Genomic DNA, 23,738 nt, shown 5'->3' with positions numbered 1-23,738 from the left:
CATGAGCCGGCACGCCGGACATGAGCAGTACACCGTTGCGGGTCTGACCGAACCCGTGGAGATCCTCGTCGACACCCACGGCGTCCCCCACCTGTACGCGGCGTGCGAGGACGACCTCTTCCTGGCCCAGGGCTTCGACGCCGCCCGGGACCGGCTCTTCCAGCTCGACCTGTGGCGCCGCCGCGGCCTCGGACTGCTCGCCGAGGCCTTCGGCGAGCGTTTCACCGCCCACGACCGGGCGGCCCGCCTCTTCGTGTACCGCGGCGACCTCGACACCGAATGGCGGTCCTACGGGTCCGGCACCGCCCGCATCGCGGCCGCCTTCACCGCGGGCGTCAACGCGTACATCGACCTGTGCGAGCAGCGGCCCGACCTGCTCCCGCCCGAGTTCCAGGCCGTCGGCCACCGCCCCGGCCGATGGCGGCCCGAGGACGTGGCGGTCATCCGCAGCCACGGCCTGTCCGGCAACGTCGAGCAGGAGGTCGCCCGGGCCCTCACGCTCCGCGACTTCGGGCCCGACGTCGAGGACCTGCGCCGGGTCCGGGAACCCGCCCGCGCCCTCCATGTCCCGGACGGCCTGGACCCGGCCGTCATCCCCGACGACGTCCTCGCCGTCTACCGGCTCGCCACCGCGCCCGTCGACTTCGACGCTCCCGGCACGCCCGCACCCCGTATCCGGCCGGAGGGCAGCAACAACTGGGTGATCGGTCCGGGGCGCACCGCCACCGGCCGCCCCCTGCTCGCCAACGACCCGCACCGCGCGCTCACCCTGCCCTCGCTGCGCCGCCTGGTCCACCTGTCCGCGCCGGGCCTCGACGCGATCGGCGCCGGCGAGCCCGCGCTGCCGGGCCTGTCCGTCGGCCACAACGGGCATCTCGCGTTCGGCCTGACCATCTTCGCCATCGACCAGGAAGACCTGTACGTCTACGACACGCACCCGGACGACCCGGACCGCTACCGCTACCGCTCGAGCGACGGCCACGACGACGGCTGGGAGCCGATGCGCGTGGTCCGCGACCGGGTTCCCGTAGCGGGCGCGGACCCGGTCGACATCGAGCTCCGCTTCACCCGGCACGGCCCGGTGGTCCACCAGGACCCCCACCACCACCAGGCCTTCGCCGTGCGCGCCGCCTGGCTCGAGCCCGGTATGGCCCCGTACCTCGGCGGCCTCGAGCTCCTGCGGGCGCGCACCACGGACGAGTTCCTCGACGCCCTCGACCGCTGGGGCGCACCCAGCGAGAACATGGTCTGGGCAACGGCCGAAGGCACCATCGGCCTGCGCCCCGCGGGCCGGATCCCGATGCGCCCCAACTGGGACGGGCTGCTGCCCGTCCCCGGCGACGGACGGTACGAGTGGGACGGCCGTCACCCCGCGGACGCGCTGCCCACCGTGATCGACCCGCCCGAGGGCTGGCTGGCCAGTGCCAACGAGATGAACCTCCCCGACGGCTTCCCCCACGACCGCTGCACGGTCGGCTTCGACTGGGACCACCGGTACCGCTACGAACGCATCGCCGAAGTCCTGCGCGACGCCAAGGACGTCACCGTCGAGGACTGCGTAGGCCTCCAGGGCGACACGGTGAACAGCGCCGCGCGGCACATCCTGGCCACCCTGCTCGACCGCCTCGGCGGCAAGGCCGAACGGGCGGGGCAGGATGTCGAGAGGGAGGACGACCGGGACACGAACGCTGACCTGGCTGCCGCCGTCACCCTCCTGAGCACCTGGGACGCCGACGAACGCACCGATTCCGCCGCGGCAGCCCTCCACCAGGTCTGGCAACGCCGCCACCTGCGCCCGGCCCTCCTGCGCCACGCCCTCACCCCGCTCGTCCCGCCCGCCGCCCTGCCGGACGCGCTCGCCCGCCTCCTCGTCGACGAAGAACTCGGTGCCGACGTACGCACCGACCTCGCCCTGCTCGCCGCACTTGCCGCGGACGCCGCACTTGCCGCGGACGCCGCGGACGCCGCCGACCCAGCGGGCTCCGCCGCCCTCGACCGCATCCTCGCGGACTCGCTCACCGCGGCCTGGGCCGAGACCCGGGCCCTGCTGGGCGACGACACGGCGCGCTGGCGCTGGGGAAGCCTGCACCACGCGGCCCCCGCCCACCCGCTGACCGGCCTGCTCGGCGACCGGCTGCCCCTCCCGCGCCTGCCCCGCCGCGAACGCGGCGGCAGCGGCGACACGGTGCTGAACACCGGCTACGACAGGGACTTCCGCCAGCAGGAGGGGGCGAGCTTCCGCATCGTCGTCGACGTCGGCGCATGGGACCGCTCGCGGGTGGTCAACGCCCCCGGCCAGTCCGGCCGCCCCGACAGCGCGCACTGGGACGACCTGTACGACGCGTGGGCCCGGGACGAATCGTTCCCGCTGCACTACAGCCGCGCCGCGGTCGAGGCCCACACCCGCACCCGTGTCGTCCTGGTCCCGGCAACGGGCAACGAGCCGCGGTCAACGAGCCGCGGGCAACGAGAAACGAGAAACGAGTAAGGTGCACCGATGACAGTCAGGGCATACCGATCCTATTCCGTCGGCCTGCCAGCGGCACTGACGGCGACCGCGTTATGGGGCTTCACGTTCCTCGGACCGGCCGCCGTCGCCCCCGTCAACGTCTACTACCTGGTCGTGGGCCGGTACGCCGTCTTCGGGCTGATGTCCCTGGCCGTGCTGCTCGCGCACCGCGACGGCCTGCGCGGCCTCGGCACCCGTCGCCTGCTGACTGCCGTGCACCTCGGCGTGGTGGGCTACATCGGTTTCTACCTGCTGCTCGCGATGTCCGCGGAACTCGGCGGCGGCGTCCTCGCGTCGACGATGACCGGGCTGATCCCGCTCATGGTCACCGTGGTCTCCAACCTGCTGGAGAAGGTGCTCGCCTGGCGCCGACTCCTCCTCCCGATCGCCGTCATCTCCGTCGGCCTCCTGCTGGTCAACAGCGGCGCGCCCGCGGACCGCTCCTCCGACGGCAGCGACCTCGCGTTCGGCGCCGTGCTCGGATTCCTCGCCTCCGCCGCCTGGTCCTACTTCGTCATCGTCAACCGCAGGACACTGGAGCGTGCCCGGCCCGTTGTGGACGGCACCACCTGGACCGCCTGCATCGGTGTCGGCGCCTGCCTCGGATCGCTGTTCTTGCTGCCGCTCGCGCTGACCGGCGGCGGGCCGTCGCCGTTCGCGGACGGCGACACCCTGTGGCCGTTCCTGGCCTGGTGCGTGACGCTCGCCGTCCTCGGGTCGTGGTGCGCGACCTGGTCCTGGAACCTCGCCTCCAAGCGGCTGCCGGCCACGGTGATGGGGCCGGTCATCGGCATGGAGGCCGTCTGGGGCGCGGCCTTCAACCTGCTGTGGGAGGGCCGGACCCCGACCTTCCACGAACTGTGGGGCGGGCTCCTGGTGGTGGCGGGCGTCCTGCTGGCCTCGTACCTGTTCAACCACGCCGGCCTCACCCGCGCCCAGGCGCAGCAGCACGACGCCGCCGAACGGGACGCCCCGGCCCCGGAACCGTCATCGACGACGCCCTGAAGGTGAGCCAGGAGGCAACGAAGGCAGGGAGGAACTTCACTCGACGCCATACCCCCGGGATGAACGCGGGTGACCCGGATGACGCCGCCAAGCCCGCGTCGAGCACCTCTACGCGATCGCCGACGGCGAGGTCATACCCGAGGACGGCGAGCCTGAAGTTCTTCGAAAACGGTCACCTCGTCGAACGCCCCGAGACCGTCATAGCCGCATGACCGGGCGTGCCCCCTATGCTGCGGGGATGATCAAGCCGATTGAACTCGTCATATTCGACTGCGACGGCGTACTGGTCGACAGCGAACGCATTGCCGCCCGCGTCCAGGTCGCCCTCGGCGCGGAGCTCGGCTGGCCCCTCACCGAGGACGAAGTCGTCGACCGGTTCATCGGGCGCTCGCATGCCTCAATCCGCGAGCAGGTCGCCGCCCGGCTCGACGAGGAGACCGCCGCCATCTGGGCGGAGCGGTTCGAGCAGCTCCACCGCGAGGCCGTGGACGCCGGTCTGGCCCCCGTCGAGGGACTGCCCGAGGCACTCGACGCGATCACCTTGCCCAGTTGCGTGGCCTCCAGCGGCTCCCACGGCAAGATGCGCCACACCCTGGGCCGCACCGGCCTCTACGACCGGTTCGCCGGCCGGATCTACAGCGCCACCGAAGTCGCCCGCGGCAAGCCTGCCCCAGACCTGTTCCTGCACGCCGCCCGGCAGATGGGGGTTGATCCCGCCGCCTGCGTGGTGGTCGAGGACAGCCAGCCCGGCGTCCAGGCCGCCCGCGCAGCCGGCATGCGCGCCTTCGGCTATGCCGGCGGACTGACCCCGGCCGACCGGCTCGAAGGCCCTGGCACCACCGTCTTCCACGATATGCGCAAACTCCCCACCCTCATCACCGAGCAGTAATCGCCCCCTGCCCCTTGAGCGATGGTGTCCGTCAAAGCGGAACAAGCTCACTCAGGGCTTGGACGGGGTTGTGTCGGGGCCGGTGAAGTAGTTCGCGTCTTTGGGGCGGGCGGGGTCATGGCGGGTGGAGCGGGGAGCGGGTTCCAGGTGGGGTATGTGCTTGGAGCAGTGTATGTAGGCCTCTTCGATGGTCAGGTGGATCCACATCTCGGGGCTGCGTCCGGGCGCGGCGTCGGTGGGAAGGCCGGGGTGGAGGGAACGCAGGCCTGCATCGGTGTAGAGCCGGGCGGCGCCGTTGACGTGGAGGCCCACATGGTGGTGGGTGAAGTCCACGAACAGCATGCCCAGGTGGGGGTTCTCCACCATGTTGCCGGCGCTGGCGAGGACACCGTTGCCGCGGAATTCGGGGTAGGCGAGGGTGCGGTCGTCGATGACGTGGACGAATCCTGGCGGCCCGGCGCGGAAGCTGGCGTCGCATTCTCCGTGGGCGTCGGCGGTGGCCAGGAAGACCATGGCCTGTCGGCCGATGAAGTCCCGCATCTGGGGTGTGAGGTACGGGCGTACCTGTTGGTCGTAGAACCGGGCGGCACGGTCGGCGGTACCCAGGTGCTGCTGCAGTTGGTGTTCGCCTGTCGATCCGAAGGACGGCGGAGGCGACGCAGGCAAGGTCACGGGGACGTTCTCCTGGCAGGAAGGGGAGGGCATGGCTCAGGGGAAGGACAGGACGGGCGTCTCGAACGGGTCGTGATGGATGCGGTCGGGCGAGGTGCCGCTGAGTCCGAGCGTCTTGGTGGCTGAGACGACCATCTCCGGCGGTCCGCTGAGATAGACGTCGTGCTGGTACCAGGGGCCGTACTCGGCCAGTACGTCCGGCAGGGACCCCCGGAGCCCGGGGATGTACTCGTGGGACACCGCGCCCCTGATGGTCAGCCAGTGGTGCCGCTGGGACATCCGGAGCATGTCGTCGATGCCGTACAGCTCGCTGCCGGTACGGGCGCCGAGGAACAGGTCCACCTGGTGGCGTCCGCCGCGCCGGGCCACGTCTTCGACGAGGGCGCGGATCGGGGCGAGACCGGTGCCGCCGGCCACGAAGAGCAGATCGCTGTGGACGGCGGCATCCAGAACCATGTCCCCCATCGGGGAGCCCAGCCGGATCACGTTGCCCACGGCCGCACGGTGCACCAGCGCGCTGCTGACCGTGCCCCCGGGCACCGCGCGCACGTGAAACGTGAGGGTGCCGTCCTCCCTGGGCGCGTTGGCGGGGGAGTAGTAGCGCCAGCGCTTCGGCCACCACGGGGTCTCGATGCTCACGTACTGGCCGGCGGCGTACTCGTAGGGCAGGTGGGGGCGTACGGTGATCTCGGCGATGCCCTGTCCGCGCGAGACGCGGTGCACCACCGTGGCGGGCCACACGGCGGGCCGTACCGCTGCGTCCTCCTCGGCCGCACTGATCATGACCTGGGAGACCACGCCGTATGCCTTGGTCCAGGCGGCGGCGATGTCCGCGGTCCAGGCGGGGCCGGCGTAGCGGGCCAGGGAGGCGAGAAGGCACTCGCCCACGGCCGGGAAGTGCGCGGCAAGAGTGCCGAACTTCCGGTGATCGCGGCCGAGGTGCGCGCAGAAGCGGACCAGGCTCTCGGGTGCGTCGACCAGGTCCACGATGCGCAGCAGCGCGCGCAGCAGGCGGCCGCGCTGGGCGTCCATTCCCGGCGGGAACATCGGACGGACCTCGGGGTAGCGGGCGAAGAGGATCGCGTAGAAGTAGACCGTCATCTCCGAGGCAAGGGGCTCGACCACCGATACGGAAGCCCTGATGAGCTGTATCTCGTGATCCGACAGCGGCGCCTCGACGTCCTTCGGTTCCACGACGGGTGCAGCTTCGGTGACGGGGGCCGACGGCTCCGGATACGGGTGTGCTGAGGTGCTGCTCGTGTGACCGATCCGGAACCTCAAGGGGCCAGCGCCCCTCCGGCCGCTATGCGGGACTGCCTCCCACCGGCGGAACAAGATGCGGCACCGGTCATGGGGCTTCGTCCCCGGACCGCGCTGCGGACGGGGTCCTCACCGAACCTGCGTCGCATGAGAGCAGCGATCGGGGCAGCAGCATTGGCTTGCATGAGTCCTCATCCGGGGCGGCAGCACTGAAGCGGATTAATCGGTTCCGGACGCTACATGACCTCGAGGGTGACTCAGAAGTAGCTAATGGATATAGCTGATACGCCCCTTTTGCCCAGGTGGGTATGCCCGTTTGGTGGCGCTCGCTGCCGACGGTGTGCGGTGCAGCCTGGCCGCCCCTGCAGTGATGCGCCGTCACGCAGGTCGTGATCGATCTCCCACGATCGCGCCTACCGGTGCGGGTCCAACCGCCGGCCGGCGGCAGGACCCGGCGTCTCCGAAGTCGTTGGGCGGGGCGGGAAGCCTCCCCCGGGCCAGATCGACGGTGCCGTGCCCGCTGCGCACTCTGCTCTTCCGACGTGGGCAAGCCCAAGGCGTGCCTGGGCAAGCCATCCCGAACCGGCGGCTTCCATCGATCTCCGACGCACAGCCACCGGCGGTGGACCGACCTGACGGCGCCGGGGCCGGTACGAAACCGCTGTGACGGACTACGGGACGGCGTCACGGACGGTGGCGGGCATGTCGTCCAGCAGGGCCCTGACCGCCGCCGCGTGCGCTGGCAAGGCCGGACCAAGGCGGTCTCCCGCTGCCGTTCCGATGTCACCACCCTGCTGTAGCTTGACCACATGGTCAGATATGACAACGGGGCACAGGAGTGGATCGAGTCCGGGGGCGGGTCGCTCATCGTGGTCCCCGAACAGGTCCTGACGTCCTGGCAGGGATGCGACTTCGAGTCGACCACGGGCGAAGACGACTACGACAGGGCCTGCGAGGTCGAGGGCTACCTCGGTGTGATCCCCGTCGGACACGCAGAGGCCCTGGTTCTCGGGGAGCCCTGGACAACCACCTACCTGCCCGAGCACGGCTGCTTCGTGCGCTCGATCGGCGCCGACTCCGAGGACGCCATGCTGGGCAGCGTCGAACAGGCGCTTGAGGCCGCGTCGTGGGAGGCGGAGGTGCTCTGGGAGGTTCCGGGCCCGGTGGTCCTGCTGGACTCCGGCTGGCCCGGCGTTCCCGGGCACAACGCCGACGACGAGGGCGACCGGCTGCGCATCGACCTGGAGGCGGGGCGCTATCTGGTCCGCGCTGCGTATGCCAAGCCCGCGCCCAGGACGACCATGGTCCTTGTCGGGCTCACGCGGCTCTCACCCGACGGGCCTGGAGTTTTGCCGGCGGATATGACCGAGTAGAAGAAGGCCTTCCATCACAAGCCGTCCGTCACTCTGCCGTCGCGATCCCCCTTGACTTCCTCAGGTGCCCGCGGTGGATGAGCTTGATGTCTCATGAGACACACCGAAATCTGGAGAACAGCGGGCATCGGGCCCTGGTATTCACCCGGGCCGGGCCGGGCGGCAGCGTGCTGGTGCAGACCCGCCGCGGATCTCTGACTCAATGCCGGGTCCCATGGACTGGAGGCAATGAAGTGCACCAGGGCCTGCCGGTTCCCGTCCTCGCCGAGCCGGGCCGCCATCGGTTCGAGAAGTAGCAACGTTGCTGCGGCGTGAGAACCGCAGTGACGACTGCTCTGCGGGCCCCGTATTGTTTGGCGCGTGAGTGTGTTCGATGTGCCCGCGGAGTTGTCCGAGCTCGTTGTGCGTAGCCCAAGCACGCCGTCGACGTATGTCCGGCTCTTCGACTGGGCCCGGTTGGACGAACACGAGGTCGCCTTCGCGGTGGAGGCTGTGGCGGATGGACTGCGCGCGCGGCTCGACTCGGTGAGCATCTCGGTGTGGGACAGGGCCGGAGACCTGACCGAGTTCCTGGACGGTCTGGCCGGGGACTTCCGGGGTTGGGAAGGGGAAAGGTCGTGGGTGACCAATCGGCTCGTCCTGACTGCGACGTTCCAGGCCGGTGGCCACGTGCAGCTGAGCTGGGGGCTGCGCGCTGGGGTGTTCGCCAAGGATGAGTGGGAGTGCTCTGTGACGACGACCCTCGAAGGAGGAGAGCAGATGTCGAGGCTCGCCTCTGACGTGCGGAGCTTCGTCCGCCAGGGATAGGCCCGCCTCGCCGTCGTAACGGAAGCGGGCTGTTCCCGGGTGCCGTTGGCAGAAGCGAGTGGCAGACGTCAGCTGAATGCTTGCTGTTCTGCGCGGGCACGCGCGGTGGCCAGGCGGTAGGAGTCGGTGCAGGTCTCGATGATGTTGCCGCCGAAGGTGAGGCGGTCGAGCAGTTCGCCGCCTACCGGGTGCAGCCCCGAGGGGGCGCCGTCACAGGGTGGGGCGACCATGGAATCCTCAGTTCGACAGTTCATGCACGCGTTGGCGCATGCAGACAGCACGCAGGCGTTCACCTACGAGGTCGACCGGCGCGTCGCCGCCGGCGACTTCGACTGGGTCGGCGCGCTCGGAGCGGCGATGGTCGGCGCGACAGGTTCCGAGGCATGGCAGTACCAGTCGGTGTACGACCACGTCCAGCGCGTGCTCGCCAGGACTCCTGGCCGGGACACGATCCGGCAGCTCCTCAGCCTGCCCCTCGCCCTGAGGCCTGGTGGCCGGGGCGAGGAGGTCCGCACCCGGCTCCTGGCCATGGAGCTGGCTGTCCACCAGTCCGCCGAGGACCTGGCCCGGGAGGTCTTCGAAGCCGTACCCGGCCAGGATGTCCTGTACGAGTTCCGCGCCTGCCTGCTGCACGAGCTCGTACGGCTTGCCGTGTCCGTCGACGAGTACCCGGCGCTGCCGCCCTTCGCCTCCGTCCTGGCCGCCGACAGCCACCCCCTCGCACAGCTGCCGTGCCACCTGCTGCCGCTGGAGCAGATCGAACGCGATTTCGTCTGGATGCGCATGGGCCCGGACTCCCGGGTCCCGGAGGACCCCCTGACCACCACCCTGGCCGCCCGTCGACGGGTGGCCGACACCAAGGTGACCGAGGTGGACGACTGGGAGCAGGACATCGCCATGAGCACGGTCACGGAGGACTGGCGCACGGCCTCCAACGGGCGGGTTGCCGCCCATGTCTTCACTGTTGACCCGCCACTCGACGCCGGGGACTTCGGCGCACTCTTCGCCCGGCTGCCCCTGGGATGCCGCAGGGACAACCCCGACCTGTGGACGACCACCGCTGACGCCGTGCTGGGCATCCTGCGAGCGGCTGCCGCCAGCGGTGGCGCGTACACCATGGGCCACTTCGGCGCGTACGGCCGCCTCGCCGCCTGGCAGTCTCTCGCCGGCCTCGTCGGCCTCGCAGCCCACACCCCGGTCCCGGACATCGCACGGCGCGCCGAGCAGACGCACTGGTTCCGTTTCGACACTGAGGCCGACTGGTTCGACAACGTCGCGTGGGACCTCGCCATCACCGCACTGCGCCCCGGAGGGCGGGAAATCGCGGTGCTCGCCGCCACCGACACCGACTGAACGCCCGCTCCGACAGCGGGCTCGGATGCACCGGCGGGTGGGAGGGCCGTACGGAGTCCCCGCCCCCATCCCCGCAGCCCTGACCGGCCAGGCCGGCAATCCCCTTGTCCACCCCACCGCCATGCGCAGGGCCTGTGGGATTGCGCCCGCGCCCATTTCGCATCAACCCCGGCCCTGGAATGCGCACCCCGCGCTACGATTCCAGGTACCGCAGCACCGCTAGGATGCGCCGGCTGTAGCCGGTGGTGTGGGTCAGCTCCAGCTTGTCGAATACCGCATTGAGGTTCTTCTCCACCGAACTCAGCGAGATGTGCAGCTTCTGCGCAATCGCCGAGTTCGTGTGCCCCTGGGCCAACGCCTCCAGCACACTGCGCTCGCGCGGCGTCAGCCGGGCCAGCGGATCGCCGTGCGTGCTGCGGATGACCAGCTGTCGCACGACTTCGGGGTCGATCGCCGCCCCACCCCCGTGGATGCGCTCCATACTCGGAGACGACGAAGTAGGCAGCGGCCTCCACCGCTTGGGGCAACAGCCCGCCGGCCTCGAACTCCATGCGCAGCGGGATGCTGCACCGCTCGGCCACCCCGCCCAGTGCCTCTTCCAGACCGAGACTGTCGAGCGCCGACGGGTAGACCCTCCAGGCCACTTCGCGCAGTTCGGTCAGCACGTCCTGGGCCTCCTGGTGCGCCTGCCGCAGCAGGACCTCCGCCTGTTCGGGATTGCGGCCCCGGCGCGCCCGGCCGAGCAGCATGGCCAGCGCCACCAGGCGCTGCTGGACCCCGTCGTGCAGATCCCGTTCGATGCGCCGACGTTCAGCGTCCACGGCCTGCACGACCGCGGCCCGACTCGCTGCCAGCTCGTCGATTCGCCGCTGGAGCAACTCCCGCTCGGAGGGCCCGAAGCACTCGCGGGCGATCCGCGTGTCCAGAGCGGCCAGTGAGAACAGGCCCTGTACGTCCAGGAAGAGCAGGACGCCGCCGAGCAGCGCCTGCGTCAGGAGCTCGCTCCAGCCGAGCGTGCCCCGGACGACCCCCGTGACCAGCAGACCGGCCAGCACGGCGCCGAAACCCAGCAGCCCGATCACGACCGCGCCCAGCAGTCCCGTATAGCTGCGGACCGCGAGGTAGCGCAGGATCTTCGGGTCGGACGCCTTGTAGTGCTGGGGGAAGCGGTCGCCGAAGAAGGCGGAGCGGCGTTTCTGCTCCATTGCGGTCAGCCGGCGGGCGCCGGCCATCATGGCGGCCAGGGCGTGCCGGCGGGTGCGCGGCCAGAGCAGGAAGGGCCCGAGGGCGGTTCCCGCGAGGAGGAAGTACGCAAGACCGAGCAGGGCCGTCGCGCAGCCGATCAGGACGCCCAGGCTCCGACGCGGCCACGAGGGGGATCGCTCGACCGCCGCGTCCTCGTCGGATTCCGGGCCTGGCGTTCCCGGGCGGCGGTGGTAGGCGGCTCCCGCCAAGTCCCCTTGCACGGAGCCCGAGCCTAGTGCCGCGACACTGCCCGGGCAAGATCGCCCGGGCAGAGCGGCGGGAGTGAGGCCGTCCCGTTCGAGCGGGCGGCCGCGGTCATGCAGTGCGGCGGTGCTGGCCCTTGCGGCCGCGGACGGAGAGGTAGGCGACCAGGGCGATCACGACAAGCACCAGGACGGCCTTGGACAGGATGCCCACGTAGGTCTCCACCACGTCCCACTGGTCGCCCAGCCAGTAGCCCGCCATCACCAGCATGCTGTTCCAGATGAGGCTGCCAAGGGCTGTGAGCATGAGGAAGACGGGCATCGGCATGCGTTCCACGCCGGCCGGTAGGGAGATCAGGCTGCGGAAGATCGGCACCATCCTGCCGAGGAAGACGGCCTTGGTACCGTGCCTGGCGAACCATTGTTCGGTCCGGTCCAGGTCGGAGGTCTTCACCAGCGGCAGCTTCGCCCATATCGCGTGCATGCGTTCGCGGCCGAAGAGCATGCCGAGCCAGTACAGGGCGACGGCTCCCACCACCGAGCCGAGGGTGGTCCAGAACAGTGCCGAGGCAAGGCTGATTACACCCTGTCCTGCGGCGAAGCCGGTCAGCGGCAGGATCACCTCGCTGGGCAGCGGCGGGAAGAGGTTTTCCAGCGCGATGGCCAAGCCGGCCCCGGGGCCGCCCATCGTGTCGACGAGGTCGGCGGCCCAGCCCGCAAAGCCGCCCGTGGGCTCCTGCGGAAGCGCCAGATACATGAGGTGCATGATGTCGTCTCCAGACGGCGGGTCGGTCGCCGGAGCAGTTGCCCCGGTCCCTTCGAACCTAGAAACCGCTGATCAGCGGCGGTATGAGGGTTGCCGTCCGACCTGGTGGTGTTTTCCGCGGTGCCGACCCTGCGGAAAACCACATGTCCTTCCTCCCATAACCTGTGACGCTCTCCCGGGACGCCTCAATGCTTCGGAGGCGCGAAGCGCCGGAGTTCCCTACGCCTCTGTCGTGACGGTCAGTCGGGCCGCTTCTGGTTCTCGATGTACTCCTTGATGATGCTCAGCGGTGCGCCACCGGCAGAGGCGGCGAAGTAGCTGGGCGACCAGAAGTGATCGCCCCACAGGTACTTGTGGATGTGGTCGGGGAACTCCTGGCGGAGTCTGCGGGCAGAGACGCCCTTGAGGGAACCGACCAGACGGGACAGGGCCACCTTCGGCGGGTAGTGAACCAGAAGGTGGACGTGATCGCGTTCGCCGTTGAACTCGACCAGTTCGGTCTCGAAGTCGGCGCAGACCGCTCGCATGATCTCTTCGCAGCGTTCCAGGATCTCGCTGGTGAACGGGCCGCGCCGGTACCTGGGTGTAAAGACCAAATGAGCATGGAGGGTGTAGACAACTGTACGACCCCTGCGAATATTGGGGCTTGGTTCCCATCGTGGTGACATAGGCCAACCGTAAGTACGATGGCCCGCATGAAGATCGTGACGCAGGTGAAGCTGATGCCGCAGGCCAGCCAGGCCGCCGCGCTTCTCGCGACCCTGCACACGGTCAACGACGCGGCGAACTGGGTGTCCGGTGTGGCGTTCGAGCGCGGCGTTCCCCGTGAGTACGAGCTGCGCAAGCACACCTATGCGGAGTTGAAGGCCCGGGGTCTGGGCGCGCAGCCGCACAGCATGTGATCAAGAAGACCCGTGACGCCTACACGACGCTGAAGGCCAACATCCGGGCGGGAAACCTGGGGAAGCCGGGCTCCAAGCGCCGGGGCAAGGCAGAGTCCAAGCCGATCACGTTCCGGCACGAGGCCGCGCATCCGTATGACGACCGGTGTCTGTCGTGGCAGTACGACCAGCAGACCGTCAGCATCTGGACCACCGCCGGCCGACTGAGGAATGTCCGCTTCGCCTGCTCGCCCGGCGCGCTCAAGACGTTGCGGGAGTACCGCAAGGGCGAGGCCGACCTGATCGAACGCGACGGTGTGTTCTACCTGGTCGCCGTATGTGAAATCCCCGAGGCCCCGCTGAACGAGGACCCGTCCGGGTTCGTCGGCGTCGACCTCGGCATTGTCAACATCGCCACCACGTCCACCGGCTACCGTGCCGCCGGGCGCGGCCTGAACCGACACCGCAAGCGGCAGCTCAACCTGCGGAAGAAGCTCCAGGCCAAGGGCACCAAGTCCGCCAAGCGGCTGCTCAAGAAGCGGTCCCGCAAGGAAGCCCGGCACACCGCCAACGTCAACCACATCATCTCGAAGACCATCGTCACCACCGCTGAACGCACCGGCTCCGGCATCGCCCTCGAAGACCTCACGGGCATCCGCAGCCGGGTACGGCTCCGCAAGGACCAGCGGACTTCCCTGCACTCGTGGAGCTTCCACCAGCTCGGCCAGTACATCGAGTACAAGGCCAAGCGGGCCGGAGTACCGCTGGTGTACGTCGATCCGGCGTACACCAGCCAGCAATGCTCCGAGTGCGGCCACATCGACCGGAAGAACCGCGTCGATCAAGCGACGTTCGCATGCCGGTCCTGCGGGGCCCTCATGCACGCGGACGACAACGCGTCCCACAACCTCGCCCACAAGGGCGAGACCGTGTGGACCGCGGGGCGTGAGTCACGCGTCCCAGCCATCCCACAGGTGGCTCAGACGGAGGAGGCCACGCGACAGCCAGCCGCGCCCTACCTCCAAGCCCGGTCCTTCAGGACCGGGTCAAGTTGACGCTTATGCCTTATGCCACGCAGAACTCGTTGCCCTCGGGGTCCTGCATGATCCACCAGTGCCCGGCTGGCCCTTTGTTCACCTCTCGGACGCGGGTGGCCCCCAGGTCTTCCAGCCGGGCCACCAGCTTGTCGAGGCCGCCGGGTTCGCTGTGGATGTCGAGGTGCAGGCGGTTCTTGCCCGTCTTGCCCTCAGGCACGTCTTGGAAGAGCAGTCGTCGGCCGCGGCCGACGCCGCTGGTTTCGTCGAACGGGTCCTCGGGGTGGCGGATCGCAGCGTAGCCGCGGAAGGTCTTGCGGCCCCGGTGCTCGGTGACTGCCTCCTCGCCGATGTGGCCGGCGGCCAGCAGTTGCTCGATGAGAGCGGTGGGGTCTTCCACCTCGTATCCCAGGGCCGAGGCCCAGAAGTCCGCGAGGGCTGGGGCGTTCGCACTGTCGATGACCAGCTTCCAACTCAATGCCATGTAACCGGTTATAGTGGTTACATGGACTCCTCCGCAACCAAGGGCCTGACGCTGCACTCCCATACCGGCGCCGCCTACCGGTTCGACCCCGGCGCGCTGTGCCTGGAACTGCTGCCCACCGGCGGCCCCGGCCCCTACCGCCGGTACGAGGTCCTGTACGAGCCCGCCGACCTGGCCGCCTGGGCAGCCCGGTCGCGGCTGACCCCGACACCCGCACTGGACATCTCCGAAGCCGAGGTGGCCGACGCGCGCAGACTGCGCGACGCGCTGTACCGCGTGGTCATCGCCGACACCCACGGCGAGCCACACCCGCCCGGCGACCTGGAGACCATCAACGAGGCAGCCGCCCGCCCGGCCCTGGCCCCCGCCATCACGCCGACCGGGAAGCGAGGGTGGGCCGGAACACCCAGCGGCACACACCTGCTGGCCACCGTCGCACGCGACGCCGTCGAGTTGCTGACCGGCCCCTTCGCCCACCGCATTCGCATCTGCGCCGCCGAGGACTGCCACCTCGTCTACGTCGACACCTCACGCCCCGGCCGCCGCCGCTGGTGCTCCATGGAGCACTGCGGCAACCGCCACAAGGTCAGGGCGCTGCGTGCCCGCCACACCGAGGAAGGATGATCCCCGTGCCCACAGGACTCACCAAGGACGCCGGCTGGCAGATCGGCGTGTCCCGCACGCTGCCCCACCCCGGGCCCGTCGTCTGGGACTTCGTCAGCAGCCCCGAGGGGAGCGCCCTCTGGCTCGGCCCCGGCGCGGCCCTCACTCCCGAACGCGGCACCTCCTACCGGACGGCCGAAGGAGTGACAGGTGAGGTGCGCGGCTACCACCACGGGAAGAAGATTCGCGTCACCCACGGCACCACCACGGTCCAGGTCGCTCTCACCTCGGCCGCCGACGGGGCACGTACGATGCTCCGCTTCCACCAGGAGCACCTCGCAAGTGCCGAGGAGCGCGAACGGCAGCGGGAGTACTGGCAGCGCGTCATGGACCTGGTCGCTGCCGCAGTCGACCGGAGCTGACGACCGCGCGGCACCTGATGGGCGACCGACGTGCCCCGAGATGCCGACCGCTTCTCGCGAACGTTCCTTTGCGCGAGCAGGATCACTTGAGGGGCCGAAGAGTCCGCCCGATCCTTAACCGTTTCGCACAACTCGTTCTCACGCAATGTGAGCCCGGACCGCGACCGCCCGCAACCGGCAACTGCGTTCGAGGCGATGTGGGAGCGGATCGAGGCGGTCGTGCCCCGCCACGAGCCGGCCGCCGCGATCGCCGCGCTGGCGGCCACCTTCCGGCGCCTCACCGGCCAGGGACTCCTCAAGGCCGACGACCCTCTCCTGGCCGCCCGCCCACCACTTCGCCGGGCTGCTGCTGTGGATCCCCGTGAACCAGGCCATGTTCCACGGCAGCCCCAGCACACCGAAGCCGACCTCGACCACTACGCCACCGCCGGCATCCGCGCCTTCCTCGCCGCGAGGGCACAACCCTGAGGAGCCCCCATGACATGGTCCGAGCACACCGTCGTGCGCGACGGCGTACGCATCTCCTGCCGCGACTGGGGCGGGTCGGGACCGCCCGTCGTCCTGCTGCACGGCCTGGCCGGGCACGCCGGTGAATGGGACACGACGGCCCGGCACCTCCGTGCCGGACACCGCGTCGTCGCCGTCGACCAGCGCGGTCACGGGGCCAGCGAGCGGCACCCCCGCGACCGCACCCGCGCCGCGTACGTCGCGGACGTCGTCGCCGTCCTCGACCAGCTGGACCTCCGGCAGCCCGTGCTCGTCGGCCAGTCGCTCGGCGGCCACACGGCCATGCTCACGGCCGCCGCACACCCCGGCCTCGTCCGTGCGCTCATCCTGGTCGAAGCCGGTCCCGGCGCGTCGAGTCCGCAGGTCGTCGCCGACATCGGCGCCTGGTTCGACTCGTGGCCAACGCCCTTCCCGTCGAGGGAGGCTGCCGTGGAGTTCCTCGGCAGCGGCCCGGTCGGTGAGGGCTGGGCCGCCGGACTGGAGGAACGCGACGGCGGATGGTGGCCGCGCTTCGACCGTGACGTGATGGTCGACTCCCTGTCCGAGAACGCCCGGCGGGCCTACTGGGAGGAGTGGGCCGGGATCACCTGCCCGACCCTGGTCGTCCTCGGCCAGTCCGGCATCATCACCCTGGAGGAATCCGGACGGATGCTCCAACAGCGCCCCGAAACGGCGGCCCTGAGCATCCCGGGGGCGGGACACGACCTCCACCTGGAACACCCCGACGTCCTGCAAGAGGAGCTCAGGCGGTTCCTCCGAGACGTCCCCGAACCTCCCAACTGCGGGGCCTTGCAGTGGCGCGGATGACGGGATTCGAACCCGCGCTACACGTTTGGGAATCACCCGGCATCGGGCCTGTGCATAGCATCTGGCCGTCTTGGGGGCAGGTTGTGGCGCGACCTTCTCAGTGCTGGGCGATGGCGTGGACGGCAGGCGGGCCCCGCCCCGCCTCACCGACTCTCAGGACGAGTCGTCGTAGCGCGCGGCGATCGTGGCGGCGCGATGGTGCAGGGAGGTGCGCAGCGACTGCGGGGCCAGGGCCTCTGCGTCCGTGCTGAGCTGCCACAGCGCCCACTCGGCGTGTCGGAGGTCTTGGAACGTCGCCTCCAGCCGTAGCCAGCCGTCCCTGTCGGGTTCGGCGGCGCGGACGGCCACTGCGGAGTTCAGCAGTTCCTCCCGTCGCAGCGGGTTCACCCGTACCAGTACGGCGATGTGGTCGCTGGACAGGAATCGTGCGCAGCGTTCCTGCCAGGCCAGGTCCAGGTCGACACGGTCCGGTCGCTGTGCCGGTTCGGGGAGTTCCTCGGCGGCCAGTACCCGCGACAGCCGGTACGTGCGGTCCGCGCCCGCTCGCGTCGCCAGCAGATAGCCCCGGTCGCGTACGGTGACCAGGCCGATCGGGTCCACCGTGCGCCACTGCGGAGTCTGGTCGGTGGCCGCGTAGTGGATGCGAAGTCTGTGTCCGGCGAGCACCGCGCGCCGGATCTCGGCCATTGCCGTTTCGGGGACCTCGTCGGTGACTGGCCGGCGTGAGAGCAGGTCGGTCTCCGGCTCGACGAGGAACCGCTGGGCCGCGCCGCTCGCGGTGGCCTGATGGCTTTCGGGCAGCGCGTCGACCACCTTGCGCAGGGCCGAAGCGAGCGCCGAGCCGAGGCCGAACGCCTGCTCACCGCGCCCTGATCCGGTGGCCAGCAGGGCAAGTGCCTCGTCGTGGTTCAGTCCGGTGAGCTCGGTCCGGAAACCGGGGAGCAACGCGAAACCGCCGTGCCGGCCGCGTTCGGCGTAGACCGGGACGCCGGCTGCGGACAGCGCCTCGATGTCGCGCAGCACAGTACGGGGGGAGACCTCCAGCTCTCGGGCCAGTGTGTCCGCAGTCAGCCGACCGCGCTGACGCAGCAGCAGTACCAGCGAGACCAGCCGATCGGCGCGCATTCGGGAAGCCTAACGAATACACGACAAAGGTTGTCGTGATTGGTTGGCAGGCTCGGGTGCACCGAAGTAAGCGACGGCGGCTACCGCGCCGTTGGATCGAATGGAGCTGATGTGGCGATGGAACGAACGGCAGTCAACCCGGTGGCCTGGTCTGCGGAGCTGGGATTCAACCAGGGTGAGCTCGTCTCCGGGCACACCCGGACCCTGTACTGCTCCGGACAGACCGCGATGTCCGCCGACGGCACGCCCCAGCACGACGGTGACATGGCCGCGCAGCTGTCGCTGAGCGTCGACAACCTGGAGGCGGTGCTCGGCGAGGCCGGCATGTCCCTCGCGAACCTCGTGCGGCTCAACGTCTACACCACGGACGTCGATCTGCTGTTCCCTCACTACGGGGTGCTGGCGTCGCGGTTGGGTGCGGCCGGGGTGGCACCGGCCACCACGATGCTTGGGGTGACACGGCTGGCTGTCCCCGGCCAGATGGTCGAGCTCGAGGGGACCGCCGTCGCGTGATGCGGCCCCGCCGCCTCTGCTGCTCGTGCCGTTGAACCGGCACGAGCAGCCCGCGCTGGAGTTCGGCGAGCACGGACGGCATCCCGAACATCGCCCGGCCCTCCGTCGTTGGCCTGTCGATGCCCGGGATCGTGGGCGGCGGCTCAGACCCAGAGGAGGACCAGGACGAGGGCGGAGCCCAGGGTGGCGAGGGCGAAGCGGGTCAGGACGAGGGGGCGGAGCCAGGCGGGGAAGGGGAGACGGCGCCGCCATGCTCGGTGTGCACTCGCCGGCCGGACGCCGTCTGAACGGCATGGGGAACTTCCTCGACCACGTGGGTCAGGATCTGGTCCAGGCGGCCGAACGCCGGAGGCACCTCTACACCGAGCGGCGAGGCGCCGACGAGCAGAGCGCGGCCTCGGAGGGGCCGAGGTTGTGGAGCGACGAGCACGGGAAGGTGCATCGATTCCCGGGGCCGGCCGCCGACGCATCGCGCTGGCGCCGGCGCCGGCGCCAGCGCTGACGTCGCAGAGCGGCACGTCGCACGTCCAAGGCCGTTGAGGCTCGAGGGCGGGCAAGGAGCCGCCGCCGCGGCGCCGTCGAGCGCCTGTGATGCAGCACACGTCGGACGGGGCGATGACTTTGTCTCCTGCGGAAGGTCATATCCGCGACAACGCCGACGCAAGAAGGGCCGGGCCATGACCGACACTCTCAGCACAACTCGCCACCTCGCTTCTGCCGTGCCCGCGTCACGATCCTGGGCGCGGAGTGCTCCGATCGGCGGCATGGTGGCGGGCCCGCTGTTCCTGACTGCCGGACTCGTCCAAGGCTTCGCACGGGACGACTTCGACTTCACCCGGAACGCCATCAGCCAGCTGGCCCTCGGCGAGTCGGGTTGGATCCAGACGGTGAACTTCCTGGTCACCGGTGCCCTGCTGATCGCCGGTGCGACGGGACTGCGCCATGTGCTTCGCGGCGCACCGGGCGGGACCTGGGCCCCCGTCATGGTCTGCGTCTTCGGCGTCTCCTTCTGGGTCGCGGCAGCCTTCCCGGCCGACGCCGGGGCCGGCTTTCCCGCCGGCGCACCCGAGGCGACCGAGATGAGCGGGCACGGGGCGGTCCACATGTTCGGCGGGATGGTCGGCTATCTCGCCCTGTGCGCCACATTCGTCGTCCTGGCCCGTCCGCTCGCCGCCAAGGGCCTGCGGGGCTGGGCCGTCGTCTCCCGCGTCGTGCCGGTGGTCGTCCTCGCGGGGTTCATGGCCTCGGCCGCCTCCGTCCTGGCTTTCACCGCGGGTGCGGGTCTCGGCCTTCTGTGGCTGGCGGCGGTGACGGCCCGGCTGGCCGGCCCCCCGGCCAAGCGCTGGCGGACCGCCTCTCCCGCAGGCATCATCGAAACCGTCAAGATCATTTCAATGCGAAACGGGGGCACCTCATGACCGACGCGGTGAAGGGTCCTGCCAGCTACTTCCCCTCCATCGAGAAGAAGTACGGCCGACCGATCGCCGAGTGGAAGGACCTCATCCGTTCCTCCCCGCTCACCAGGCACATGGAGCTCGTCAACTGGCTCAAGACCGAACACGGCCTGGGCCACGGCCACGCCAACGCCCTCGTTGCCCACACCCTCGCAGAGGACAGCGGCAACTGACCTGGAGTGCGGCGCGCCTTGACCCACCGTCTGTGCAGGTTCACCGAGGTGAGGGTCGTGGTCAGGATTGGGCGTTGAGGTAGCCGATGAGGGCGGCGCCCCACCAGCCGGCCTGGCTGATGGTCGCGGCGAGGCCCGACTGGGCGAGCAGGCGGCGGGGCACCTCGGCGGTGGGGGCGTCCTTGTGAGGGGTGAGGCGCTGGCCGAGCCAGTGGGCGTAGAAGCCGTTCAGGGTGACCGCCAGGACCAGGGCGATCTTGGTCTGGGTGAGCGGGGAGGCCAGGTTCGGGTGGAGGAAGAGGCCGCTGACCACGAGCCCGGCCATGCCCGCCCAGATGGGGACCTGGAGGGTGCAGGCGGTGTGCAGGATGTCGCCCAGGCGGCGCTTGCCGAGCAGCCAGAGCAGCGCGAACCAGTCCACGGCGAGCACTGCGCCCAGGCCGACCACCATGGCGGCGACGTGCACGAAGCGGGCCACGGCCTGCAGCACCGGGTCGGCGTGCATGTGGCCGGAGGTCCAGCAGACTCCGGCCAGCACGGCGGAGCTCAGCAGGCCGAGGACGGCCAGTACCCACGGCGGCGTCGGGCGCTCCTGCGGGTGCCCACCCCCGCTCTCGGCGAGGCTCGACGCGGACGCGGACGCGGACGCGGACACGGGCACGGGCACGGGCACGAGCGCCGGCTCGGTGGCGAAAGCCATGGGTTCAGCTTCCGTTCTTGAGCGAGGGCGGGGTGGGTCTTGGCATGGGTGCTTCCTCCAGGGCGAGCGGACCAACACAGCGGGTTAGGTAAGGCGTACCTAAACTTGATTGACGGTCCGCCGTCAACTCGTCCCGGAACGTGAGACCGGAACCTGGACCTCCGTTCCCGCGGAGCCCGGGAGTTCGGCTGTAGTGCGGGTTGAGCCCGGACCGCCGCCCCGCGGCACCCCCATCCTTGACTCCTGCTTGACCTTTCCTTGAGTGGCTCGTGAGTCAGTCGTAATGGCGCCGTGTCGCTACTGCCCGGTTGCGAGCTGAATCACATTTCCTGCGGGTTGCGGCGAGGTAAGGCTCAGCTAAGTTAGCCCAGCCTCACTTTCCGAGGTTCTGCCGTCGCCCCCCCCAGGAGTCCCCTATGCGTCCCGTCCGTTTGTCCGTCGTCGTGAGCGCAGCCGCAGTGGCCGCACTGGCCGCCGTCACGGGCTGCACGCAGAAAGCCGACTCGAAGAACGGGGCGGATGGCGGTCCGGTCCAGGTGATCGCCAAGGATGACTCCTGTGAGGTCTCCCAGAAGGAGATCAAGGCCGGTCATGTCGAGCTGGCCATCGAGAACAAGGGCTCGAAGGTCACCGAGGTCTACATCCTCTTCCCGGACGACCGCATCGTCACCGAGCGCGAGAACATCGGCCCCGGCACCAAGCAGAAGCTGACCGCCGAGGTCAAGCCCGGCTCGTACGAGATCGCGTGCAAGCCGGGCATGAAGGGTGACGGCATCCGCCAGAAGGTCACCTTCACCGGTGACGGGGCGGTCGCCAAGCGCAGCCCCGAGCTGGACGCGGCGGTTGCCGCGTACCGTGCCTACGTGCAGCAGCAGGCCGACGAGACGCTGCCGAAGGTCAAGGTCTTCACCGACGCCATCGCCCAGGGCGACATCGAAGCCGCGAAGAAGGCGTACGCCGACTCGCGCATCGGCTGGGAGCGCACCGAGCCGGTCGCCGAGTCCTTCGGCGACATCGACCCGAAGGTCGACGTCCGTGAAGACGGCCTGGAGGCCGGCCAGGACCCGGCCAAGGACTGGACCGGCTGGCACCGCCTGGAGAAGGCGCTGTGGCAGGACAACAAGATCGGGGACGAGGAGAAGGCCCTCGCCGGGCAGCTCGTCACCGACCTGACCGACTGGCAGAAGCGCGTCGGTACGGCCGAGATCACCCCGACCTCCATGGGCAACGGCGCCAAGGAGCTCCTCGACGAGGTCGCCTCCGGCAAGGTGACGGGCGAGGAGGAGCGTTACAGCCACACCGACCTGGTCGACTTCAAGGCCAACGTCGAGGGCGCGCAGAAGGCGTACGAGCTGCTCAAGCCCGTCGCGTCGAAGAACGACCCGAAGCTGGCCGAGGAACTGGACAAGCAGTTCGCCGCGATGAACACGCTGCTCGACACGTACCGCGAGGACAAGAACACCTACGTGTTCACCTCCTACGACAAGGTCACCGAGCCGCAGCGCAAGGAGCTCTCGGACGCCGTCAGCGCCCTCGGCGAGCCGCTGTCCAAGCTCGCCGCCGCCGTCGTGAAGTAAAGGGGAGGCAGACCGATGGCTGAAGACAAGCCCACACAAGCAACGCAAACAGAGCAAGCAGCGCAAGCAGCGGACGCCGGGGAAGCAGCAGAGCCGGCGGCCGTGCCCCAGGCCGGTACCGCCGCGACCGCGCCCTCCCGCCGCTCCCTGCTGGCCTACGCGGGCGCCGGGCTGGCCGTCGGTGCCGCCGCGGCAGGCGGCGCGGCGGCGGCCCTGGGTGGCAAGGGGGACGGCGCCATCACGTCCGCCGCCCTGTCCGGTGCGGCCGTGCCCTTCCACGGCGCCCACCAGGCGGGTATCGCCACCCCTGTCCAGGACCGGCTGCACTTCGCCGCGTTCGACGTGAAGACGAAGGACCGCGAGGCGCTCATCCAGCTCCTGAAGGACTGGACCCGTGCCGCCGAGCGCATGACGGCGGGTCTGACGGTCGGCGAGGGTGCCTTCGGCGGACTGCCGGAAGCCCCGCCGGACGACACGGGCGAGGCCCTCGGCCTGAAGCCCTCCCGGCTGACCCTCACCATCGGCTTCGGCCCCTCCCTCTTCGCCAAGGGCCGCTTCGGCCTGGAGGACAAGCGCCCCGCCGCCCTGGTCGACCTGGAGCTGTTCCCCGGCGACAACCTCGACCCGGCCCGCTCAGGCGGCGACATCTGCGTGCAGGCATGCGCGGACGACCCGCAGGTCGCGGTGCACGCCATCCGCCAGCTCGCCCGTATCGGCTTCGGCAAGACCGTGGTCCGCTGGTCGCAGCTGGGCTTCGGCAAGACCTCCTCGACCACGCCCGAGGAGCAGACGCCGCGGAACATGATGGGCTTCAAGGACGGCACCCGGAACATCGCCGGGACCGACACCGCCGCCCTGGACAAGCACGTCTGGGCGTCCGCGAAGGACGGCTCCGCGTGGATGGCCGGCGGCTCCTACCTGGTCGCCCGCCGGATCCGGATGAACATCGAGATATGGGACCGCACTCCGCTGCAGGAGCAGGAGGACATCTTCGGCCGGGACAAGGCCGAGGGCGCCCCCGTCGGCAAGGCCAAGGAGCGCGACGAGCCCTTCCTGCCGGCCATGAAGCCCGAGGCGCACGTCCGTCTCGCACACCCGGACACCACCGGCGGTGCGATGATGCTGCGCCGCGGCTACTCCTTCACCGACGGCACTGACGGCCTCGGCCGGCTGGACGCGGGCCTGTTCTTCCTCGCCTACCAGCGCGACGTGCACAAGGGGTTCATTCCGGTCCAGCGCAACCTGGCACGCGCCGACGTGCTGAACGAGTACATCCAGCACGTGGGTTCGGCGATTTTCGCCGTCCCGCCGGGCGTCCGCGACAAGGACGACTGGTGGGGCCGGACCCTGTTCGCGTGACCAGAAGGGAGAACACC

23 protein-coding genes and 4 pseudogenes are annotated in these 23,738 nt (G+C 69.9%); 17 read left to right on the top strand and 10 right to left on the bottom strand.

The features are described from left to right. Position 1: 1 nt before the first annotated feature. The 3 genes from AC068A_RS16910 (at position 2) to AC068A_RS16900 (ending at position 4,403) form a co-directional block, all read left to right on the top strand. Positions 2 to 2,488 carry a penicillin acylase family protein gene (locus AC068A_RS16910; RefSeq protein WP_478585571.1) on the top strand — a complete coding sequence of 829 codons (2,487 nt, stop codon included), beginning with the start codon at positions 2 to 4 and terminating at the stop codon, positions 2,486 to 2,488. A 9-nt stretch (positions 2,489 to 2,497) separates the two neighbouring features. Next, positions 2,498 to 3,514, top strand: a complete 1,017-nt coding sequence (locus AC068A_RS16905; protein WP_478585569.1) for a DMT family transporter — start codon at positions 2,498 to 2,500, stop codon at positions 3,512 to 3,514. A 238-nt stretch (positions 3,515 to 3,752) separates the two neighbouring features. Beyond that, positions 3,753 to 4,403 (top strand): HAD family hydrolase, encoded by a 651-nt coding sequence (locus AC068A_RS16900; protein WP_478585567.1) that lies wholly within the window; start codon positions 3,753 to 3,755, stop codon positions 4,401 to 4,403. A gap of 51 nt (positions 4,404 to 4,454) precedes the next feature. On the opposite strand, the gene AC068A_RS16895 is transcribed toward AC068A_RS16900, so the two are convergent. Further along, on the bottom strand, positions 4,455 to 5,075 hold the full coding sequence (locus tag AC068A_RS16895; RefSeq protein ID WP_478585565.1) for a pyridoxamine 5'-phosphate oxidase family protein: 621 nt from the start codon (positions 5,073 to 5,075) through the stop codon (positions 4,455 to 4,457). 36 nt (positions 5,076 to 5,111) lie between these two features. Further along, the gene (locus AC068A_RS16890) at positions 5,112 to 6,269 is read right to left on the bottom strand and encodes a globin domain-containing protein (protein WP_478585563.1); all 1,158 of its coding nucleotides are present in this window, start codon (positions 6,267 to 6,269) and stop codon (positions 5,112 to 5,114) included. 875 nt (positions 6,270 to 7,144) lie between these two features. On the opposite strand from AC068A_RS16890, the gene AC068A_RS16885 reads away from it, so the two are divergent. Then, a complete protein-coding gene (locus tag AC068A_RS16885; RefSeq protein WP_478585561.1) occupies positions 7,145 to 7,708 on the top strand; it encodes an Imm21 family immunity protein in 564 nt (187 codons plus the stop codon). Between the two features lie 360 nt (positions 7,709 to 8,068). Continuing rightward, a complete protein-coding gene (locus AC068A_RS16880) occupies positions 8,069 to 8,515 on the top strand; it encodes a DUF6228 family protein (RefSeq protein ID WP_478585559.1) in 447 nt (148 codons plus the stop codon). A gap of 68 nt (positions 8,516 to 8,583) precedes the next feature. Here AC068A_RS16880 and AC068A_RS16875 read toward each other — a convergent pair. Continuing rightward, a pseudogene (locus AC068A_RS16875) lies at positions 8,584 to 8,688 on the bottom strand (IS21-like element helper ATPase IstB); the annotation flags it as partial. A 55-nt stretch (positions 8,689 to 8,743) separates the two neighbouring features. Here AC068A_RS16875 and AC068A_RS16870 point away from each other — a divergent pair. Continuing rightward, positions 8,744 to 9,868: a DUF6183 family protein gene (locus AC068A_RS16870; protein ID WP_478585557.1), complete on the top strand. Its 1,125-nt coding sequence runs from the start codon at positions 8,744 to 8,746 to the stop codon at positions 9,866 to 9,868. 193 nt (positions 9,869 to 10,061) lie between these two features. On the opposite strand, the pseudogene AC068A_RS16865 reads toward AC068A_RS16870, so the two are convergent. The 4 genes and pseudogenes from AC068A_RS16865 to tnpA form a co-directional block, all read right to left on the bottom strand. Beyond that, positions 10,062 to 10,352, bottom strand: a pseudogene (locus AC068A_RS16865) (response regulator transcription factor); the annotation flags it as partial. 193 nt (positions 10,353 to 10,545) lie between these two features. Beyond that, positions 10,546 to 11,073 (bottom strand): annotated as a pseudogene (locus AC068A_RS16860) (histidine kinase); the annotation flags it as partial. 355 nt (positions 11,074 to 11,428) lie between these two features. Further along, positions 11,429 to 12,082, bottom strand: a complete 654-nt coding sequence (locus AC068A_RS16855; RefSeq protein WP_478585555.1) for a DedA family protein — start codon at positions 12,080 to 12,082, stop codon at positions 11,429 to 11,431. Between the two features lie 239 nt (positions 12,083 to 12,321). Further along, complete coding sequence (tnpA, locus tag AC068A_RS16850) at positions 12,322 to 12,750, bottom strand: IS200/IS605 family transposase (RefSeq protein WP_478585553.1); 429 nt, start codon at positions 12,748 to 12,750, stop codon at positions 12,322 to 12,324. A gap of 27 nt (positions 12,751 to 12,777) precedes the next feature. On the opposite strand from tnpA, the pseudogene AC068A_RS16845 reads away from it, so the two are divergent. Continuing rightward, a pseudogene (locus AC068A_RS16845) lies at positions 12,778 to 14,018 on the top strand (RNA-guided endonuclease InsQ/TnpB family protein). A gap of 10 nt (positions 14,019 to 14,028) precedes the next feature. Here the strand turns inward: AC068A_RS16845 and AC068A_RS16840 are convergent. After that, positions 14,029 to 14,481 (bottom strand): VOC family protein, encoded by a 453-nt coding sequence (locus AC068A_RS16840; RefSeq protein ID WP_478585551.1) that lies wholly within the window; start codon positions 14,479 to 14,481, stop codon positions 14,029 to 14,031. 21 nt (positions 14,482 to 14,502) lie between these two features. Between AC068A_RS16840 and AC068A_RS16835 the strand changes: the two genes are divergently transcribed. The 4 genes from AC068A_RS16835 (at position 14,503) to AC068A_RS16820 (ending at position 16,820) form a co-directional block, all read left to right on the top strand. Beyond that, positions 14,503 to 15,105, top strand: coding sequence for a CGNR zinc finger domain-containing protein (locus AC068A_RS16835; protein ID WP_478585549.1), 603 nt, complete (start codon positions 14,503 to 14,505; stop codon positions 15,103 to 15,105). A gap of 5 nt (positions 15,106 to 15,110) precedes the next feature. Further along, positions 15,111 to 15,506, top strand: coding sequence for an SRPBCC family protein (locus tag AC068A_RS16830; RefSeq protein ID WP_478585547.1), 396 nt, complete (start codon positions 15,111 to 15,113; stop codon positions 15,504 to 15,506). Positions 15,507 to 15,653: 147 nt separating this feature from the next. Then, positions 15,654 to 15,974 carry a hypothetical protein gene (locus AC068A_RS16825; RefSeq protein ID WP_478585545.1) on the top strand — a complete coding sequence of 107 codons (321 nt, stop codon included), beginning with the start codon at positions 15,654 to 15,656 and terminating at the stop codon, positions 15,972 to 15,974. A 9-nt stretch (positions 15,975 to 15,983) separates the two neighbouring features. Next, the gene (locus AC068A_RS16820; RefSeq protein ID WP_478585543.1) at positions 15,984 to 16,820 is read left to right on the top strand and encodes an alpha/beta fold hydrolase; all 837 of its coding nucleotides are present in this window, start codon (positions 15,984 to 15,986) and stop codon (positions 16,818 to 16,820) included. Between the two features lie 153 nt (positions 16,821 to 16,973). Here AC068A_RS16820 and AC068A_RS16815 read toward each other — a convergent pair whose 3' ends face one another. Further along, positions 16,974 to 17,945: a helix-turn-helix transcriptional regulator gene (locus AC068A_RS16815; protein WP_478585541.1), complete on the bottom strand. Its 972-nt coding sequence runs from the start codon at positions 17,943 to 17,945 to the stop codon at positions 16,974 to 16,976. 117 nt (positions 17,946 to 18,062) lie between these two features. Here AC068A_RS16815 and AC068A_RS16810 point away from each other — a divergent pair, with 117 nt between their 5' ends. The 4 genes from AC068A_RS16810 to AC068A_RS16795 all read left to right on the top strand — a co-directional run bounded on the left by AC068A_RS16810 (position 18,063) and on the right by AC068A_RS16795 (position 20,085). After that, positions 18,063 to 18,458, top strand: a complete 396-nt coding sequence (locus tag AC068A_RS16810; RefSeq protein WP_478585539.1) for a RidA family protein — start codon at positions 18,063 to 18,065, stop codon at positions 18,456 to 18,458. Positions 18,459 to 18,708: 250 nt separating this feature from the next. Then, on the top strand, positions 18,709 to 18,960 hold the full coding sequence (locus tag AC068A_RS16805; RefSeq protein WP_478585537.1) for a hypothetical protein: 252 nt from the start codon (positions 18,709 to 18,711) through the stop codon (positions 18,958 to 18,960). Between the two features lie 175 nt (positions 18,961 to 19,135). After that, on the top strand, positions 19,136 to 19,876 hold the full coding sequence (locus AC068A_RS16800) for a DUF998 domain-containing protein (protein WP_478585536.1): 741 nt from the start codon (positions 19,136 to 19,138) through the stop codon (positions 19,874 to 19,876). Continuing rightward, positions 19,873 to 20,085, top strand: a complete 213-nt coding sequence (locus AC068A_RS16795) for a DUF4287 domain-containing protein (RefSeq protein WP_478585534.1) — start codon at positions 19,873 to 19,875, stop codon at positions 20,083 to 20,085. The genes AC068A_RS16800 and AC068A_RS16795 overlap by 4 nt, the downstream gene beginning before the upstream one ends. Positions 20,086 to 20,146: 61 nt before the next feature. Here the strand turns inward: AC068A_RS16795 and AC068A_RS16790 are convergent, their stop codons facing one another. Continuing rightward, complete coding sequence (locus AC068A_RS16790) at positions 20,147 to 20,785, bottom strand: hypothetical protein (protein WP_478585532.1); 639 nt, start codon at positions 20,783 to 20,785, stop codon at positions 20,147 to 20,149. Positions 20,786 to 21,201: 416 nt separating this feature from the next. Between AC068A_RS16790 and efeO the strand changes: the two genes are divergently transcribed. Both efeO and efeB read left to right on the top strand, forming a co-directional pair. Next, positions 21,202 to 22,362 (top strand): iron uptake system protein EfeO, encoded by a 1,161-nt coding sequence (gene efeO / locus AC068A_RS16785; protein ID WP_478585530.1) that lies wholly within the window; start codon positions 21,202 to 21,204, stop codon positions 22,360 to 22,362. A 15-nt stretch (positions 22,363 to 22,377) separates the two neighbouring features. Further along, positions 22,378 to 23,721 (top strand): iron uptake transporter deferrochelatase/peroxidase subunit, encoded by a 1,344-nt coding sequence (gene efeB, locus AC068A_RS16780; RefSeq protein WP_478585528.1) that lies wholly within the window; start codon positions 22,378 to 22,380, stop codon positions 23,719 to 23,721. Positions 23,722 to 23,738: the final 17 nt, after the last annotated feature.

Source organism: Streptomyces sp. NPDC043854, from assembly GCF_056436005.1.
The sequence above is the reverse complement of the archived record's forward strand: the minus strand, read 5'-3'. Positions and strand labels throughout refer to the sequence as shown.